We start from the raw sequence: 17,770 nt of genomic DNA, 5'->3' as shown, positions 1-17,770 counted from the left end.
CCCACACATCAAGGTGGCGATACCACCCCGTTGCGGGGGTGTGGCCCAGATCACGGACCTACTAGCCACCTTCCCCTTAACGCCCACCCAGCACAAGACCACGACGGGATCGACTGGCTAACGAAACGCCCCGGGAAGCGACGTGTTGAGAAGCAGAAATGCCGGTGGGACAATCAGACCCATGAACTCCGGCCCGCCGGTCCCACGAGCTGGGCAAAGAACGGGCGCATGGTGATCGCGTTAGACGTCCTCGCCGTGGCGGGTGTTCTTGGGGCGTTGTGGCTGGCGACAAGTGTGCGCGTCATCAAGCAATTCGAACGAGGCGTCGTCTTCCGGTTCGGGCGGGTGCAGCCTCGGGTGCGCGAGCCCGGGCTGACCTGGCTGGTGCCCGTGGCGGATCGCCTGCAAAAAGTGAACATGCAGATCATCACGATGCCGGTGCCCGCCCAGGACGGCATTACTCGCGACAACGTCACCGTCCGGGTGGATGCGGTTATCTACTTCAAGGTGTCCGATCCGGTGCGGGCAGCCGTCGATGTCCAGGACTACATGTCAGCGATCGGGCAGGTCGCCCAGACGTCGCTGCGCTCGATCATCGGCAAGAGCAACCTCGATGACCTGCTGTGCAACCGTGAGGGTCTCAATCAGGGCTTGGAGCTGATGATCGACAGCCCGGCGCTGGGCTGGGGGATCCATATCGACCGGGTCGAGATCAAAGATGTGGTGCTGCCGGACTCGATGAAGAGGTCGATGTCACGGCAGGCTGAGGCCGAACGCGAGCGCCGGGCCCGGGTGATCACCGCCGACGGCGAGCTGCAGGCGTCGCGAAAACTGGCCCAAGCCGCCCAAGTGATGGCCGAGCACCCGGCCGCGTTGGAGCTGCGGCTGCTGGAAACGGTGGTCGAAGTGGCCGCTGAGAAGAACTCCACGTTGGTGCTGCCGTTTCCGGTGGAGCTGCTCCGGTTCCTGGAACGACTGACGCCGGAGCGAGCGCTTACCGACCAGGACAGCGCCGCCGCGCCCGCCGAGCCGGCGTCCAACGGTGTGAATGCGCGAGGCCGCAATGCTTAACGCCGGTTGCGTCGGGCCAGGATTTCTGCGGTCTCGCGGTCGGCCGGCAGAAACGGTCAATATTTACCGCTAAGAGCCGACCAGACCCGCGGTCAGGCGTGCCAGCTGGCCCAACGCTGCACCGCGATGGCAATCACCGGACCATTCAACGAAACCGACTGATACTGAGGGTATTTCGCGTGCAACAACTGGTATCCGATGTCCAGCGTATCCCCGTCGTCATGAATCGACGCCGTACCGTCGGCGCGGACCCACCACAGCCGTGTCCAGTCGTCGTGGTAATCGTCGACGAGCAGGCTCACGTGCGGATTGCTCTCGATGTTGGCCAACCGCTGCAGGCGTCGCGTGGTCTTTCGTTTGGCGTCGACGGCGGTGTAGACGACGTCATCGCGAAGTGCGAACACCACCGGCACCACATGCGGCATGCCGCCGGGCGTCACTGTCGCCAGCCGTGCGACCGATGCTTGCGCGAACCGGTCCCTGGGGTCGAATTCGACCACCGCGCCAGCTTAGGTTGACGGCATGTCAGCCGAGACTCAGATCACCAACCTGTTGTACCGCTATGCCGAGTGCATGGACCGCGGAGACCTCGAGGGAGCGGCGGCTCTGTTCGAGCACGCCCGGTTGCGGGTCGGCAGCGGCGACAAAGGCACGGTTGACGCGGGCGCCATGCTGAGGTTCTGGAAGGCCGCGGTGGTGCTTTACCCGGACGGAACGCCGCGCACCAAGCATGTCATCACCAATCCGATCGTCGACGTCGACGAGCGGTCTGGCACGGCAACCTGTCGCAGCTATTACACGGTGTTGCAGCAGACCGAGGCTTTGCCGCTGCAGGTGATCATCGCCGGTCGCTACCATGACCGGTTCGAACGCGTCGACGGCCAATGGAGGTTCGAGTTCCGTGACTACACCCTCATCGATATGGCGAGGGACCTGAGCCACCACCTGCGCGCGCCGATCGTGCCGGGTCGGTGAAAGCGCCGACAGTTTGCCGAACCCGCGGCGCGGCTACTTTCTTCGTCGTGCTCAAACCGCACGCTACCGCGGGATGCGCACCTGGCCGGCGGGATGCACACTACGGTGAGGACGCCGAGAGGATACTGTTAGGCACAACGGCTGCGACAATCCTTCGGTCTTACGCCTATCGGGAGGTGACGGGATGAGCGGATCGCACCGCCGCATATCACGGTGGTCGTCGTGCCTACTGAGTCTGACGGCTGCGGCCGGTTTCGTCTTTGCCGCGGCACCGGCCCACGCGTCGCCGTCCGTGAACCGGTTCAGCGAAGCGCCGGCACCGCTCGACCCGCTGTCGGTTGTTGCTCAGGTAGGCCCGGAAATCGTCGACATCGACACCAAGATGGGCTACCAGAGCGCCGTGGGCGCCGGGACCGGCATCGTCATCGATCCCGGTGGCGTGGTGCTGACCAACAACCACGTCATCGCCGGCGCGACCGACATCAGCGCGAGGGACATCGGCAACGGTCAGACCTACCCCGTCGAGGTGATCGGCTACGACCGCAGCCATGACGTCGCCGTGCTGCAGCTCGCCGGCGCAAGCGGGCTGCCCACCGCCAATATCGGTGACTCGTCCAGCGTCGCGGTAGGCGATCCGGTCGTCGCGCTGGGTAACGCCGGTGGTGTCGGCGGGGCGCCCAGCGCGGTGCCCGGCCGCGTCATCGCGCTGAACCAAACCGTATCGGCCGCAGACGCCCTGACCGGAAGTTCGGAGACCCTGCACGGTTTGATCCAGGTCAATGCGGCAATACGCCCCGGTGACTCGGGTGGCCCGACGGTCAACAGCGCCAACCAGGTGATCGGCATGAACACCGCCGCCTCCGACAATTACAAGCTCGGGCGCGGCGAAGGGTTCGCGATACCGATCAACCAAGCCATGGCGATCGCCGGGCAGATCCGGGCTGGTGCGGCGTCGTCGACCGTGCACATCGGTCCCACCGGCTTCCTCGGTATCGGAGTTTCCGATGCCAGCAACGGCGCCGGCGCTTTGGTGCAGCGGGTGATTCCTGATGCTCCCGCGGCGGCCGCTGGTGTAACCCCGGGCGCTCGGATCGTGTCGGTCGATAACCAGCCCGTCAACTCGGCCACCGCGCTGACGAACATCCTCGATCAGCGGCACCCCGGCGACACCGTCGTGTTGGGCCTGCTAAACGGCGCGGGCACAGTCCGAAATGTGAATGTGACCCTGGCGCCCGGCCCTCCCGGCTGATTGTCGCCGCGGGATATTCGACGGCAACGCTCAATCCTTCTGCGCCGCAGAAGGTTAGTGAGCTTGTATTTCGGATATCGGTAGACTGGTGAACTTGACCCGAGACCTCGAAAACACCGTTGAGCACGATCCTGCCGAGGGCAGCCACGTAGAAGCGGGGGTTGTCGAGCATCCCACCGCCGACGACTTCGCCGACGCTCATACGCTGCCCGCCGACCGAACCTGGTACAAGCACGCCGTCTTCTATGAAGTGCTGGTGCGGGCGTTCTACGACGCCAACGCGGACGGTTGCGGCGATCTGCGGGGGTTGATCGAGCGCCTCGACTACCTGCAGTGGCTGGGCATCGACTGTATCTGGCTGCCCCCGTTCTACGATTCACCACTGCGCGACGGCGGCTACGACATCCGCGACTTCTACAAGGTGCTGCCCGAATTCGGCACGGTCGACGACTTCGTCGCGTTGCTCGATGCCGCTCACCGCCGCGGCATCCGGGTCATCACCGATCTGGTGATGAACCACACCTCCGATTCGCACCCCTGGTTCCAGGAATCCCGCCGCGACCCCGACGGCCCATACGGCGACTACTACGTCTGGAGCGATACCAGCGACAAGTACGCCGAGGCCCGGGTGATCTTCGTCGACACCGAGGAGTCCAACTGGACGTTCGATCCGGTTCGGCGCCAGTTCTACTGGCACCGCTTCTTTTCACACCAACCGGACTTGAACTATGACAACCCGGCGGTGCAGGAGGCGATGCTCGACGTCATCCGCTTCTGGCTCGGCCTCGGAATCGACGGATTCCGCTTGGACGCCGTTCCGTACCTTTTCGAGCGGGAAGGCACCAACTGCGAGAACCTGCCTGAAACCCACGCGTTCTTAAAACGTGTCCGCAGGATCGTTGACGACGAATTCCCGGGCCGGGTGCTGCTAGCCGAAGCCAACCAATGGCCGACCGATGTGGTCGAGTATTTCGGTGATCCCGACACCGGCGGCGATGAATGCCACATGGCGTTTCACTTTCCGCTCATGCCACGAATCTTCATGGCGGTCCGCCGCGAGTCACGCTTTCCGATCTCGGAGATCCTGGCGCAGACGCCACCCATTCCGAAGCTGGCGCAATGGGGCATCTTTCTGCGCAACCACGACGAGTTGACGCTGGAGATGGTCACCGACGAAGAGCGTGACTACATGTACTCCGAGTACGCCAAAGACCCGCGCATGAAAGCCAACGTCGGTATCCGCCGCCGGCTGGCGTCGTTGCTGGAGAAGGACCGTAACCAGATCGAGTTGTTCACCGCGCTGCTGCTGTCGCTGCCGGGCTCACCCGTCCTTTACTACGGTGACGAGATCGGCATGGGTGATGTCATCTGGCTCGGTGATCGCGATGGCGTGCGCACTCCGATGCAGTGGACACCCGACCGCAACGCCGGCTTCTCCACCGCCAACCCGGGCCGGTTGTATTTGCCGCCCATCCAAGACCCGGTGTACGGCTATCAGGCCGTCAATGTCGAAGCGCAACGCGACACCTCGTCGTCCCTGCTGAACTGGACCCGCACCATGCTGGCGGTCCGACGCCGGCACGAAGCGTTCGCCATCGGCTCGTTCCGCGAACTCGGTGGGTCAAACCCGTCCGTGCTGGCGTATGTCCGGGAAGCCGACGGTGACGTCGTGCTGTGCGTCAACAACCTGTCCCGTTTCCCGCAACCCATCGAGTTGAACCTCCAGCACTGGAACGGCTACACGCCGATCGAGTTGAGCGGACGGGTGGAGTTCCCGCGTATCGGTCAACTGCCGTACTTGCTGACACTGCCGGGACACGGGTTCTACTGGTTCCAGCTGAGCCCATCAGAGGAGACCCAATGAATTCGCCAGCCAATCTGCCGTGGTCAGAGTGGCTTCCGCAGCAACGTTGGTACGCCGGGCGTAACCGCGAGTTGGCATCGGCAAGGGCGGACGCCTCGGTCGCCCTGCGCGAGGACCTTGACCTGGTGTTGGTCGATGTCGCATACACCGACGGGTCCTCGGAACGCTATCAGGTGCTGGTCAGTTGGGACACGGCGCCGCTGTCGGAGTACACCACCGTGGCCACCATCGGCGCGGCAGGCGATCGCACCGGCTATGACGCCCTCTATGACCCGGGGGCAACCCAATTTCTGCTCTCGCTCATCGACTCGTCGGCGGAGCGTGACTTTGCCACCGGTCGATTGGCCTTCACCCGGGAACCGGATGTGTCGCTGCCGGTGCAGGCGTTTCCGCGGGTATCGGAGGCCGAGCAAAGCAACAGCAGCGTGATTTTCGAGGAAGCAGCCATCCTCAAGGTGTTCCGCAGGGTCATCAGTGGCGTCAACCCCGACATTGAGCTGAACCGGGTGCTCGGCCGCGCCGGAAATCCCCATGTCGCCCGCCTCTTGGGCGCCTACGAACTCGCATCGGCCGACGGTGCCCCGTTTCCGCTGGGCATGGTGACCGAGTATGCGGCCAACGCGGCCGAAGGCTGGGCGATGGCCAGCGCGAGCGTGCGCGACCTGTTCGCCGAGGGCGACCTTTACGCCCACGAAGTCGGCGGCGACTTCGCCGCCGAGTCGTACCGCCTCGGAGAAGCCGTGGCGTCGGTGCATGCCACGCTCGCCGCGGAGCTAGGCACATCGGAGGCCACATTTCCGGTCGACACCATGTTGGCCCGGCTGTCCTCGACGGTGGCGGTTGTGCCGGAACTGCAGGAGTACGCCGAGACGATCGAACAGCGCTTCCAAAAACTCGCCCAGGAGACGATCACGGTGCAGCGGGTGCATGGCGACCTGCACCTGGGGCAGGTTTTGCGCACCCCGGACACCTGGCTGTTGATCGACTTCGAGGGCGAGCCGGGCCAGCCGCTCGCGGAGCGGCGGGCTCCGGACTCGCCGTTGCGCGACGTGGCCGGCGTCCTGCGGTCCTACGAATACGCTGCTTATGGACCTCTGGTGGATCTGGCGCCGGACAAACAGCTCGCGGCTCGCGCGCGCGAATGGGTTGAGCGCAACCACACCGCTTTTTGCGACGGTTACACTGCGGCCGCGGGTGTCGACCCGCGCGATGCGGCGCTGGTGCTCACGGCCTACGAGCTGGACAAGGCGGTATACGAGGCTGGCTACGAGTCGCGGCACCGCCCGGGATGGCTGCCGATTCCGTTGCGTGCGATCGCCCGGCTCACGGCGTCCTGACCGGGCCGAGACTGACATCGGCAGCAGCGCGACGGCGCGCTGCTGCCGATGTCCGGGTGTCTCAGGCGGCGTTGGGTGCGGCCGCCAGCGCCCGCTGGATGTCGGGCTTCATGGCCACCAGCTGGTCGTTCCAGTACGGCCAGGAATGCGTGCCGTTGGCCGGGAAATTGAAGACGCCGTTTCTGCCGCCAGCGGCGATGTAGTTGTCCCTGAAGGCTTCGTTCGTGCGCAACGTGAAGCTTTCCAGGAACTTGGCCGGCATATTGTCGCCACCAAGGTCGGTGGGGGTGCCGTTACCGCAGTAGACCCAGATGCGGGTGTTGTTTTGGACCAGCCGCGGGATCTGCAGCATCGGGTCGTTGCGTTTCCACGCCGGGTCGCTGGTCGGACCCCACATGTTGGTGGCGTTGAATCCGCCGGCGTCGTTCATCGCCAGGCCAATCAAGGTCGGCCACCAGCCCTCCGACGGGTTGAGGAAGCCCGACAGGGACGCCGCGTAGGGGAATTGCTGCGGATGGTAGTCGGCGAGGATCAGGGCCGAACCACCCGACATCGACAGGCCCACCACCGCGTTGCCGGTCGGGGAAACACCTTTCTTGGCCTGCAGCCAGGTCGGCATTTCCTGCGTCAGGAACGTCTCCCACTTGTAGGTTTGGCAGCCGGCTGCACCGCAGGCGGGCTGATACCAGTCGGTGTAGAAGCTGGACTGCCCACCCACGGGCATGATCACCGACAACCCCGACTTGTAATACTCCTCGAACGCCGGTGTGTTGATGTCCCAACCGTTGTAGTCGTCCTGCGCGCGCAGCCCGTCGAGCAGATAGACCGCGTGCGGTCCACCGCCCTGGAATTGGACCTTGATGTCACGGCCCATCGACGGCGAGGGCACCTGCAGATACTCGACCGGCAGACCCGGTTTGGAGAATGCCGCCGCGGTCGCTGACCCGCCCACTGCGCCGATCACACCGGGCAATAGGGCAGCCCCTATGGCCGCAATCGTCAGCCGGCGCGACAGACTCACGGCTGCACCACGCAACTGTTCAACGAACTTCATAGCTCCTACCCATCCCAACTTTCATCTGCCGCTAGATGCGGTCGAGTGGCTGTTCCTCGGCAGTGAAACACAGCGGGATGCGGTCTGACATTTGTCGCCGCCGTGGTGGGACGTCGCGGTTGGCTAACGATTATGACTCGGAGCGGACTCGGGCTAGCGAACCAGGCGCGGCAATAGTGCTGAGGCCGTGGCGATGCCGACTGCGGCCGCGACAGCCAATACGGCGATGTCCGCCAGCTTGAACCCGGGACCGATGAGCAGTGCCCGCAGGGCGTCGACCTCATAACTGACCGGGTTGACCGTGCTGAGCAAGCGCAGCCATCTGGGCATCACATCGACCGGGTAAAGCGCGTTCGACGCGAAGAACAGCGGCATGGTGATGGCCTGACCAATGCCCATCAGGCGGTCGCGGTTACGCACCAGGCCAGCCAAAGTCATTGACAGGCAGGCGAAAAACGCCGCACCAAGCACGACGACCGCCATCGCTGCCACCACACGCAGTGGATTAGCGGTCAAACCCACGCCCATCAGATACGCCAAGCCGAGCACTCCGACCACCTGCGCAACCGAGCGCACTCCCGCGGCAAACGACTTACCGGCTACGAGCGCCGACGCCGGCGCCGGCGTCACCAACAATTTGGCGAGCACGCCGGAGTCGCGATCCCAGATGATCTGTATTCCATAGAAAATTGCGATAAACAACGCCGACTGGGCGATGATGCCCGGAGCTAAGAACGCCAGGTAGGACACCGATCCGGTATCGATGACGTGCAATTTGCTAAACGTCGTACCGAAGATCAGTAGCCACAGGGCCGGCTGCACCATCCGCATAACCAGCTCGGTGCGATCGTGCTGCAGTTTCTGAAGTTCGACGATCGCGAAAGCGCTGACACGCGACCACATCCCGCGCAGCCGCTGACAACCACGAGGTGCGCGGACCAACCGATCGCCCGCGGTGCAATCAACCGACACGGCCGGCTACCTTTCTGATGGAGCGGATTTCACGCAGACCCTGTGACGAGGTGTCGCCGTCCAGGCTGGATCCGGCGTAGTGGCGGAACACGTCTTCGAGCGTGGCATCGGCTGACACGCTCGATTTCAACTCGGTCGGCGTCCCGAGTGCGCGCAGCCTCCCCCGGTGCATCAGCGCGACCCGGTCGCACAGCGAGTCGGCCTCCTCCATGTAATGGGTGGTGAGCAGCACGGTCATGCCGTACTCGTCCTGCATGTTTCGCACCTGCGCCCACACGCTGTCACGAGCGATCGGATCCAGTCCGACGGTGGGTTCGTCAAGCATCAGCAACGAGGGCCGGTTGACCAGCGCCTGCGCAAGTTCCAGTCGCCGCACCATGCCACCGGAGTAGGTGGCCGCCAGTCGGTGCGAGACGTCGAGCAACTGCATCGCGGCGAGCGCCTCATCGACGCGTGCGGGGCGTTGGGCGCGCGGCACACCGTACAGCCGCGCGAACCATTCCACGTTCTGCCGGCCTGTCAGCGTCGGCTCAATCGAAAGTTCTTGCGGCACATAGCCGATGTTGCAGCGAATGTCGACAATGTCGGTGCGGGCGTCGAAGCCCAAGATGCGTAGCTCGCCCTGCTGTACCGGGGCCAAGGTGGTAAGCACACGCACCAGCGTTGTCTTTCCGGCACCGTTGGGGCCCAGCAGACCCATGGTCTCGCCGGACCGCAGCTGCAGGGTGAAGTCGTCGACGGCGGTGAACTGCCCGTAGCGGTACGTGAGGTTGCGGCAATCGACGGCGAGCATCGGCGATCCGCTCATGTTGATCTCTCCCGCATCATCTGGGTCATATTCTCGAGAACCTCCAATCCCTCTGTGAGCGCAGCGATCTGGCTCTGGTCAAGCTCGCCGAGCACCTCGGAGAGCACCGCCCGGCGCGCGGCGCGCGACGCATCGACCATCTGCTGCGCCGACTCCGTGAGCCACAACCTGCCGACGCGGCGGTCGGCGGCGTCGACCGTGCGGACCAACAAGCGTTGGGCGACCAGCTTGGACACCAGGGTGGACGCGGTGTTGGCCACCAGCCCGAGCTCTGCGGCGGCGAGGCTGACCGAAATCCCGGGGCGCTGTCCGACCAGCCACAACAACTCCGCCTGCGATTCGGTCAACCGCGCGGACGTGAACCCGTGGCCGGCGGATCGTCGAAGTTGGCGGCGAAACCGCCCGATCACGCGGCATAACTCGGCGTCCAGGTCGGTGCGTGACTTCACTGCAGCCATAATAGCTCTGTTTAGGAGCTATCTATCAGAGGCGGTGGAGCGCCACGCCGGTGAGGACGCCGTCGTCGACCGTGGCGGTCATGTAGCTGCAGTACGGTTGGCGGCGCCGATCGGTGGGCGAGCCCGGATTCAGCAGCCGCAGGCCGGTTCCGGTCGTGGTATTCCATGGGATGTGGCTGTGCCCGAACACGACGACGTCGGTATCGGGGTAGCGACGCGACATTCGCGCCTCGCGACCCTGGGCGCTGCCGGTCTCATGCACGACCGTGAAACGCACACCGCCGAGGATGACGTCTGCTCGCTGCGGCAGCCGCGAGCGCAACACGGCCCCGTCGTTGTTTCCCCAACACGCCACCAGCCGGCGCGCCCGGGCTTCGACTTGGTCGAGGAGTTGCAAGGCTGTCCAGTCCCCGGCGTGCAGCACGACATCGGCCGCCGCGACCTCGTCCCACACCTGTGCGGGCAGGTCACGAGCTCGTTGCGGGATGTGGGTGTCGGCAAGCAGTAAAAGCCTCACCTCCTCATCGTGCGCTGCCCGCGGTTGCTGCGGGGTTGGGCACCGGTTTCGCCGGTATCGAGAAGCCTCACGTCTTCGGATTTCGACGTCTGACCCGCTCTTATGGCCCGTCTTTGAGGCCATGGTTGCGTCCGTCCAATGCCCGGGGATGGCGCTCGCCGTGCCTCGGACCACCCCAACACCGACCGGTGCGAAACAGCGGAAAGATCAGCGGTGGCACGATGCTTACGGCATTGTCGCCGGGCCTAGCAGAGGAGAACACCGTATGCGCACTTTCGAGTCAGTCGCCGAACTTGCCGCGGCCAAGGGCCAGACCATCGGCCAGAGCAGCTGGGTGACCATTACTCAGCAAGAGGTCAACCTGTTCGCCGACGCGACCGGCGACCATCAGTGGATCCATGTAGACCCGGAACGCGCGGCCACCGGGCCGTTCGGCACCACCATCGCGCACGGGTTCATGACGTTGTCGCTTCTTCCGCGCCTGCTGCATGAGATCTACGAGGTCAAGGGCATCAAGCTCGCCATCAACTACGGCCTGAACAAGGTGCGCTTCCCCGCACCGGTGCCGGTGGGCTCGAAGATACGGGCGCAAAGCTCGCTGGTCGACGTCGCCGACGTCGGTGACGGCGCAGTGCAGGCGACGCTGTCGACAACCATCGAGATCGAGGGGGCGGCCAAGCCGGCCTGCGTGGCGGAAAGCATCGTGCGCTACGTTTCCTGAGTGCTGAGAACCCGGCGCCGGCGCGTTCGAGCGTCGAGCCGGTCGGGATGGGAAAGCTGTTGCCGCAGCTGCGTATTCGAGCAGGGCGCGGCGGGCCACCGAGACGTTGCCAGGCATCGCCGACGGAGGCACCGAGTTGCCCGAAGCGGCTCGACTTCGGCGACCATGAATTGTTCGAGCCGCACACGTTAGCCTTGCCGATGTGACGATCGAGACCCGTCCGGCCCGCAAAGCCGATGTCCGCGAGTTGTCGCGCGTATTGGGACGGGCCTTCTACGACGACCCGGTTACCATCTGGATGCTGCCCGACGACAACGCGCGCTGCGCGCGATTGCCCGGGCTGTTTGCCACGCTGACCCGCCACCACCATCTCGCGGGCGGCGGCGTCGAGGTGGCATGCGATGGCCCGGGCATCGGGGCTGCGGCACTGTGGGATCCGCCGGACCGGTGGAAGCAGTCGGCGCGCGAGCAGCTGGCGATGCTGCCCGCGCTGATCCGCACATTCGGCTTGCGGCTATCGGGTGCGCGGGACGCGATGGAACTGATTCAGCGTCACCACCCTGAGGAACCGCACTGGTACCTGGCCATCATCGGAAGCGACACGGCCGTGCGTGGCCGCGGATTCGGGCAGGCCCTGATGCGTTCACGGCTCGACCGTTGCGATGCCGAGCATTCCCCGGCCTATCTCGAGTCGAGCAAACCCGACAACGTGCCTTATTACGAGCGTTTCGGCTTCACGGTCACCGGCGAGATCGTGATACCCGACGGCGGGCCGACGCTTTGGCCGATGTGGCGGGCGCCGAGATAACCGCTGCAATACAGCTAGAGCGAGGCCCTAACCGCGCTACCGTTGCCCCGTGCGATTCCACCGGAAGACCGCCTTTATCACCGGCGGCGCGACGGGGCTGGGCCGAGCGTTCGCCCGCGCGCTAACCGGTGAAGGAGCGAGCGTGGCAATCGCCGATATCGACCGCGCCGCCGCAGATCGCGCCGCCGCCGAACTGACCGCCGAAGGCGCCCGTGCGGTCGCCGTGACGTGTGACGTCGCCAACGAACAGCACGTCGACACGGCTGTCGGTCTGGCGATCGAACAGCTGGGCGGCATCGACATCCTGATCAACAACGCCGGCCGTCACCTGACCAAGTACAACCAGCCGTTTAGCGTGCTTTCCCGCGACGACATCCGTGAGCTGTTCGAGGTGAACGTGATCGGTGTCATCAATTGCACTCTGGCATGCCGAGATTCGATGCGGGAGCGTGGCGGCGGCGTCGTGCTGAACATCTCGTCGATGGCCGGCTTCATGAATGTCAGCCCGTATGGCGTGTCCAAGCTGGCGGTGCGGGGCTTGACCGTCGCCTTTGCTTCCGAGCTGTCGCCTGACCGGATTCGCGTCAACGCGATCGCGCCGGGCCTGACCAACACCGAGAGTGCACTGGCCGAGCTGCCCCACGGGTTGGTCGACGACATCGTTCGCGAGCGTCAGCTCGTGCACCGGCTCGGCACCACGGACGACGTCGTGTCGGCCATGCTGTATTTGTGCTCAGACGATTCCTCCTTCATCACCGGTGAGACGCTGAAGGTCAGTGGCGGTTACCCGCTGAACTTCTAATCCTCCGCCGCAGGCGTGGAGCGAGGCCGGCCGGATCGGGTGATCTGGTCGGCGGCGCCGTGCGACGAGCGGGTGGTGTCGCGAAGCGTCGCCCGAAATTGCATCACTCGATACGGCCAGCCGTGCGCCGTGTTCCACTGCGAGACCGCAAGACCCACGCCGCCGGGCAGGTCGACTCGCGACCCGGGAAGAACGTATCCGCCGTACAGTTGCGCGACCCGGTTGCTGGCGTGGTCCTCGGCCTCCCACGCCGAGCCGACGACCGGCCGCTGGAGCGACACGTCGTGCACCGCGGTGGGGCAGTCGAGCACCCGGTAGCCGAGCGCGTAGTGCGACGAGAGGAATCCGCCGAGGATCCATTTCCCGTCGGGGAGCCGGCGCAAGGACAGTTCACCCCAGGTTTCGCCGTGGGGTGTGATCGGGGTCGGATCTCGACCCCATGACCAGCGACCGTTGGCCACACCCCACCCCGAATACCGGCGCGCATCTGCGATACCGCTCGGGCGGACGCGCCGCACGATGATGCCTTTGTCGCGCTGAAAGCCGGTGGACACGACATATACCCAGCCGTCGTCGGGGTCGTAGTCCCACGACCAGCACTGTGCGTAACCGCGGTGCAGCCGTCCGGGGAATTTCGCGCGATCACCCAAGTGCCGCCACGAGATTCCGCTGTCGTCAGAGCGCCAGATCTCGGTCCAGACGACGTTGCCAAAACCGCGGTTGACCATCGCGTGCAGATAGAGAGACTCGCCCACCCGCAGCAGATCGGAGGGAATCACCGTGCTGATGCCGCGGCGGTTCACACCGATGTCGCAGTGCTCGTAGTGCCACAGTTGGCGCGCGTAGTCGGGATCGTAGCCGCCGGCGCGGTGGTAGCTGATTGGGTGGGTGGCGTCGCCGGTGCCAATCAGGATCACCGGTGAACGCCAGTCGCCGTCACCAACCTTGTCGCCGGAGAAGGTGTCTCCGAACACCGACACCACCATGCCGTTGGACGCGCGCACGGACGCGCCGAGATCGGTGCACGTCACACCCCACCGGTCGGTGATGCCGGGGCCGGTGAGATCGGCCAGCTTGCCGGTTGCGCGCATCCGCTAGCGCGACCACAAGGTAGCCGGACGCTGCCTGCGCTCGCCGTCGACGATGACGTCCACCCGCTCGTCGAAGAAGGCGATCCGGTCGCGCACCGGCTCGGCGTCACGCAGGGGGTGGTGGTAGGTCCAGGCCAGATCGGCCGGGCCGCCGGGCACCGAGTAGTACGACGCGCGGCCCTTGTACGCGCAGTAGGTTACGGTGCCGCTGGGCTCGAGCTCGACTGTCACATCGTCGGGGGGCAGATAGAACCGCACCGGCAGCAGCGTCTCGAACAACAACAACGGCCGTGAGGATTCGGCTAGCAGACGGCCCTCCAGTTCCAGCCGGACGTGGCGGGTGCTCGCCAAGATGTCGATCCGTTTGAACGGGTCGTGCGGGTGGGCCACGATCGGCTCGTCTTCTTCGCGCCACTCGAACGCGCCGAAGTCAAGCACCGCGTAGTGGGCCAGATCCGGATCGTGCGGACGGAACGCCGCGGCCGCGCACCGCGTCTCACCGACCACCACGTCGAACACCTCGCCCGGGCAGCTGTGCGCGGCGAACGGGACGGTGGGATCCAGCACCGGCGGGTCTGCCGGATCCGCCGGGGCTTGGGCATGCTCCAGCCGCGCCGAGAGATCCGAGACCGGCACCGCGTAGGTCGGCACCACCCGTCGCGGCTCCCACACCAGCAGCCCACGGCGGGTGTCGGCGACCAGTTCGCCACCGAGGCGAACACGCAGCCGCTTTTCGGTGGGTTCGTAGCGCAGTGACGCGAGCACGCCGCCGAGCAGGTCCCTCATCTTGGTGCCCATCGCTTCATCATCACCTCGGCGATGGACGGCGGCCACCTCACGGGCTGCTGCGCCAACCGGCCACCCCGATTGCGATCATGCGCAACTGCTTGACCGCGATCCGCTTGATCTCCTCGAGGGCTTCGGCGCTTTGTGCGTCTTCGACGGCCTCCGCGATGACGATCATCGAGTTGACGAACAGCGTGGCCAGCACGTTGAGATCCTCGGTGCTCCAGGCGTTCAAGCCGGGAAAGCGGGCGAGGTCGGTCGCGAGTTCCGAAGTAATGAGCCGGATTTCGGTGCGGATGGCATAGCGCAGGACGGTCATTCCGCTGGAGCGCTCGCGCCCGATGAAGCGCCAGTGCTCGCGTCGCTCGGTGACGCTGGCGAGGAGAATCTCCACCGACGACTCGATGACCCGGTTGGGGTCCAGCCTGCCGGCGCGCGCACCGCGCAGCATGTCGCGCAGGGTACGAAACGACTCGTCGATCAAGACCAGCCCGAGCGCCTCCATCGACTCGAAGTGCCGGTAAAACGCCGCGGGCACGATGCCGGCCTCGCGGGCCACCTCGCGCAAGCTCAAGCTGCCGAAGCTGCGATCGCCAAGCAGCTTGAGCGCCGCGGCGACGATGGCGCGGCGCGTCGCCTCCTTGCGTTCTTCCCGGGAGGCGCGTTCGCGGCTGCGGGCCTGGCCGGGCCGGTGCGGCCGCGTATCAGGCGTACGGCTGTTCACCGTGTGAAACCTAACACAGAGCCGGGTAAATGCTTGACGAAGTCCGCTAGGTCCGTCATACGGTGTACAGATGTTCACTCAAAAACTCGCTCGGAACGTGCAGCAGCGGCTGGCCGGTTCGGGCCTGGTTGACCTGCTCACCGGCCCGCACGGCATCGACCGCTACACGGAGCTGGTGGCACCGGCATGGACGCCGGGCGAGGCGCGCGCCAAGGTCGTCGATGTTCGGCGGAGCACACCGCGCAGCGTCACCCTGACACTGGCTCCCAACGCCGCCTTCACTGCCGAGCTCAAGGCCGGCCAGTCGGTAAACCTCACCGTTGAGATCAACGGCCGCCGCCACACGCGCTGCTATTCGCCGGCCAACGCCGAGGGCGCCCGCCGTCTCGAGCTGACCATCGGGCGCCACGACGGCGGGCTGGTGTCGACCCACCTGTACGAGCGGGCCCGCCCGGGAATGGTGGTCGGTCTCGCCGGCGCCGGCGGCGAGTTTGTGCTGCCGAACCCGCGGCCGCGCCGGATTCTGTTCGTGTCCGGTGGCAGCGGCATCACGCCGGTGATGGCGATGCTGCGCACGCTGCTTGCCGAGGCCCACGACGGCGAGATCGCGTTCGTGCACTACGCGCGCAACCCGGCCGAGGCGTGCTACCGCGACGAGCTCGCCATGATGACCGGGGTGCGCGTGCTGCACGGCTACACCCGATCCGGTGCTGGCCAGCTGCACGGTCGCTTCGGTCCCGAGCACCTGGCCGCCGCCATGTCAACACCGGACGCGGTGTTCGTCTGCGGGCCGCCGGCGTTGGTGGACGCGGTCCGCGGGCTTTGCCCGAGCGCACACACCGAAAACTTCGTGGCGCCGGCATTCGAGCCATCGTCGCCCGCATCGGGTGGACGAATCACCTTCGCCGACAGCGGCATTGACATCATCGGCGATGGACGCCCGATACTCGAGCAGGCCGAAGCTGCTGGACTGTCGCCGGAAAGCGGCTGCCGGATGGGCATCTGCCGTACCTGCACCCGTCGTAAAACCGCCGGAGTGGTGCGCAACCTGACCACCGGCGCGGTGTCGTCCGCCCCCGACGAGGACGTGCAGATCTGTGTGTCCGTCCCCCTCGGCGACGTCGAACTGGTTCTGTAAGCCCGAAGGAGATTCTCAATGAAGTTGTCAAGCCGCCGCGGCGGTAGGTGCGGGCTGGTATGCCGTGCCGTCGCGGAGCATGGCCCATACCACGTTGAGGCGGCGGCGCGCCAAAGCGAGGACGGCTTGGGTGTGGGTTTTGCCTTCGGATCTTTTGCGGTCGTAGTAGGTGCGCGAGGCGGCGTCGGTGCGGATGGCGATTTGGGCGGACAGGTAGCAGGCGCGCAGCAGGCGGCGGTGGTAGCGGCGGGGGCGTTTGAGGTTGCCGCTGATGCGCCCGGAGTCGCGGGGTACCGGGGCCAGTCCGGACACGCCGGCGAGGCGGTCGACGGAGTCGAAGCCGCATATGTCGCCGCCGGTGGCGGCGAGGAACTCGGCGCCGAGCACGACACCGAAGCCGGGCATGCTCAAGATGATTTCAGCGTGGCGGTGGCGGCGAAATCGCTCCTCGATCATCGTCTCGGTGTCGTCGATTTCGATGTCGAGGGCCATCACCTCCTTAGCCAGGCGAGCCACCACGGTGGCAGCCAGGTGTTGTCCGGGCACGATGGTGTGCTGGGCGTTAGCGGCCGCAAGGGCTTTGGACGCGACAGCATCGGCATTGCGGGCCTTACGTTTTCGCAACCAGGCGGCCAGCTCAGCAGCACCGGCGCGGCGCAGCCCGTCAGGCGTTTGATAGCCGGTAAGCAAAATCAACGCGGCCTTGCTGGTGCTGTAGTCAAAGGCGCGTTCCAGGGCGGGGAAGTATTCCAGCAGCTGGGCCCGCAGCCGGTTGATCGCCCGGGTGCGATCGGCCACCAAATCAGCGCGCCGGCTGGTGAGGATGCGCAGTTCCACCGCGATCTCGTCGCCGGGTCGCAACGGCTGCAGGTCGCGGCGCATCCGGGCCTGATCGGCAATGATCGCGGCGTCTTTGGCGTCGGTCTTGCCATCGCCGCGGTAGCCGCCCGAGGCGTGATAGACGGTGCGCCCGGGGATATACAGCAGCCGCTGCCCGGCCCCGACCAGCAGAGCAATCAACACCGCAGCGCCACCACCGTTGAGATCGATCGCCCAGGTGATCTCAGCGCCATCAACCACAGTGCTGACCGTGCTGATCAACTCCAGCAGCGCAGTTTCGTCGTTAGCGACCCGCTGCGCCAGCAGCCGCTGCCCTTCGGCGTCGATGACCACACAGTAGTGATCAGATTTACCGGCGTCGACACCAGCCCACAACTGCTGCCCCACAACCACCTCCGTAATCGCCGTAACAATCGACCCAGCAGACGACCACGCCGACGTGTCCTTACACAGCGATCGAATCGCATCTCTCAATTAGCGGTCGAGTCGTCGCGGGACGCCGGGCGGCCAATCTCCTTCGGCCATCACCGACGGCAAACCCATGAAAGCCATACC

At 65.5% G+C, this 17,770-nt stretch carries 19 protein-coding genes; 9 read left to right on the top strand and 10 right to left on the bottom strand.

Annotated features, from left to right (window positions below):
* Positions 1–228: 228 nt before the first annotated feature.
* A complete protein-coding gene (locus MHEC_RS23390; protein WP_048893416.1) occupies positions 229–1,071 on the top strand; it encodes an SPFH domain-containing protein in 843 nt (280 codons plus the stop codon).
* A 92-nt stretch (positions 1,072–1,163) separates the two neighbouring features.
* Here MHEC_RS23390 and MHEC_RS23385 read toward each other — a convergent pair whose 3' ends face one another.
* Positions 1,164–1,571, bottom strand: coding sequence for a TIGR03668 family PPOX class F420-dependent oxidoreductase (locus tag MHEC_RS23385; protein WP_048893417.1), 408 nt, complete (start codon positions 1,569–1,571; stop codon positions 1,164–1,166).
* Between the two features lie 22 nt (positions 1,572–1,593).
* Here MHEC_RS23385 and MHEC_RS23380 point away from each other — a divergent pair, with 22 nt between their 5' ends.
* The 4 genes from MHEC_RS23380 to MHEC_RS23365 all read left to right on the top strand — a co-directional run bounded on the left by MHEC_RS23380 (position 1,594) and on the right by MHEC_RS23365 (position 6,496).
* Positions 1,594–2,046, top strand: a complete 453-nt coding sequence (locus MHEC_RS23380; protein WP_048893418.1) for a nuclear transport factor 2 family protein — start codon at positions 1,594–1,596, stop codon at positions 2,044–2,046.
* Positions 2,047–2,230: 184 nt separating this feature from the next.
* Positions 2,231–3,295: a S1C family serine protease gene (locus MHEC_RS23375; protein WP_048893419.1), complete on the top strand. Its 1,065-nt coding sequence runs from the start codon at positions 2,231–2,233 to the stop codon at positions 3,293–3,295.
* Between the two features lie 94 nt (positions 3,296–3,389).
* Positions 3,390–5,159, top strand: coding sequence for a maltose alpha-D-glucosyltransferase (gene treS, locus MHEC_RS23370; RefSeq protein ID WP_099869049.1), 1,770 nt, complete (start codon positions 3,390–3,392; stop codon positions 5,157–5,159).
* Positions 5,156–6,496 (top strand): maltokinase N-terminal cap-like domain-containing protein, encoded by a 1,341-nt coding sequence (locus MHEC_RS23365; protein WP_048893421.1) that lies wholly within the window; start codon positions 5,156–5,158, stop codon positions 6,494–6,496. Before treS ends, MHEC_RS23365 begins: the two co-directional genes overlap by 4 nt.
* A gap of 61 nt (positions 6,497–6,557) precedes the next feature.
* Here the strand turns inward: MHEC_RS23365 and ag85C are convergent, their stop codons facing one another.
* The 5 genes from ag85C to MHEC_RS23340 form a co-directional block, all read right to left on the bottom strand.
* The gene (gene ag85C / locus MHEC_RS23360) at positions 6,558–7,550 is read right to left on the bottom strand and encodes a diacylglycerol acyltransferase/mycolyltransferase Ag85C (protein WP_048893422.1); all 993 of its coding nucleotides are present in this window, start codon (positions 7,548–7,550) and stop codon (positions 6,558–6,560) included.
* A gap of 153 nt (positions 7,551–7,703) precedes the next feature.
* On the bottom strand, positions 7,704–8,522 hold the full coding sequence (locus tag MHEC_RS23355) for an ABC transporter permease (RefSeq protein ID WP_048893423.1): 819 nt from the start codon (positions 8,520–8,522) through the stop codon (positions 7,704–7,706).
* A complete protein-coding gene (locus MHEC_RS23350) occupies positions 8,512–9,330 on the bottom strand; it encodes an ATP-binding cassette domain-containing protein (protein ID WP_048893424.1) in 819 nt (272 codons plus the stop codon). The genes MHEC_RS23355 and MHEC_RS23350 overlap by 11 nt, the downstream gene beginning before the upstream one ends.
* Positions 9,327–9,788, bottom strand: a complete 462-nt coding sequence (locus MHEC_RS23345; protein ID WP_048893425.1) for a MarR family winged helix-turn-helix transcriptional regulator — start codon at positions 9,786–9,788, stop codon at positions 9,327–9,329. The genes MHEC_RS23350 and MHEC_RS23345 overlap by 4 nt, the downstream gene beginning before the upstream one ends.
* A gap of 25 nt (positions 9,789–9,813) precedes the next feature.
* Complete coding sequence (locus MHEC_RS23340) at positions 9,814–10,305, bottom strand: metallophosphoesterase family protein (protein WP_048893426.1); 492 nt, start codon at positions 10,303–10,305, stop codon at positions 9,814–9,816.
* 265 nt (positions 10,306–10,570) lie between these two features.
* Between MHEC_RS23340 and MHEC_RS23335 the strand changes: the two genes are divergently transcribed.
* The 3 genes from MHEC_RS23335 (at position 10,571) to MHEC_RS23325 (ending at position 12,636) form a co-directional block, all read left to right on the top strand.
* A complete protein-coding gene (locus tag MHEC_RS23335; RefSeq protein ID WP_048893427.1) occupies positions 10,571–11,026 on the top strand; it encodes a MaoC family dehydratase in 456 nt (151 codons plus the stop codon).
* A 202-nt stretch (positions 11,027–11,228) separates the two neighbouring features.
* Entirely contained in the window at positions 11,229–11,834 is a 606-nt protein-coding gene (locus MHEC_RS23330; protein WP_048893428.1) for a GNAT family N-acetyltransferase, read from the top strand.
* 49 nt (positions 11,835–11,883) lie between these two features.
* Positions 11,884–12,636 carry an SDR family NAD(P)-dependent oxidoreductase gene (locus tag MHEC_RS23325; RefSeq protein WP_048893429.1) on the top strand — a complete coding sequence of 251 codons (753 nt, stop codon included), beginning with the start codon at positions 11,884–11,886 and terminating at the stop codon, positions 12,634–12,636.
* On the opposite strand, the gene MHEC_RS23320 is transcribed toward MHEC_RS23325, so the two are convergent.
* From MHEC_RS23320 to MHEC_RS23310, 3 genes are read right to left on the bottom strand one after another with little or no spacing between them, the layout of a single operon-like run.
* Positions 12,633–13,727 carry a DUF4185 domain-containing protein gene (locus MHEC_RS23320; protein WP_048893430.1) on the bottom strand — a complete coding sequence of 365 codons (1,095 nt, stop codon included), beginning with the start codon at positions 13,725–13,727 and terminating at the stop codon, positions 12,633–12,635. The two genes, MHEC_RS23325 and MHEC_RS23320, sit on opposite strands and share 4 nt — an antisense overlap.
* Before the next feature lie 3 nt (positions 13,728–13,730).
* Positions 13,731–14,525 carry a DUF427 domain-containing protein gene (locus MHEC_RS23315; RefSeq protein WP_048893433.1) on the bottom strand — a complete coding sequence of 265 codons (795 nt, stop codon included), beginning with the start codon at positions 14,523–14,525 and terminating at the stop codon, positions 13,731–13,733.
* 37 nt (positions 14,526–14,562) lie between these two features.
* On the bottom strand, positions 14,563–15,237 hold the full coding sequence (locus MHEC_RS23310; protein WP_048893431.1) for a TetR family transcriptional regulator: 675 nt from the start codon (positions 15,235–15,237) through the stop codon (positions 14,563–14,565).
* A 70-nt stretch (positions 15,238–15,307) separates the two neighbouring features.
* Here MHEC_RS23310 and MHEC_RS23305 point away from each other — a divergent pair, with 70 nt between their 5' ends.
* On the top strand, positions 15,308–16,375 hold the full coding sequence (locus MHEC_RS23305; RefSeq protein WP_048893432.1) for a ferredoxin reductase: 1,068 nt from the start codon (positions 15,308–15,310) through the stop codon (positions 16,373–16,375).
* Between the two features lie 27 nt (positions 16,376–16,402).
* Here MHEC_RS23305 and MHEC_RS23300 read toward each other — a convergent pair whose 3' ends face one another.
* On the bottom strand, positions 16,403–17,602 hold the full coding sequence (locus MHEC_RS23300) for an IS110 family RNA-guided transposase (RefSeq protein ID WP_142358634.1): 1,200 nt from the start codon (positions 17,600–17,602) through the stop codon (positions 16,403–16,405).
* Positions 17,603–17,770 lie beyond the last annotated feature (168 nt).

It is taken from the genome of Mycobacterium heckeshornense (genome assembly GCF_016592155.1).
Classification (GTDB): domain Bacteria; phylum Actinomycetota; class Actinomycetes; order Mycobacteriales; family Mycobacteriaceae; genus Mycobacterium; species Mycobacterium heckeshornense.
Note: the sequence above shows the minus strand (reverse complement) of the source record. Positions and strands in the feature narration are given on the sequence as shown.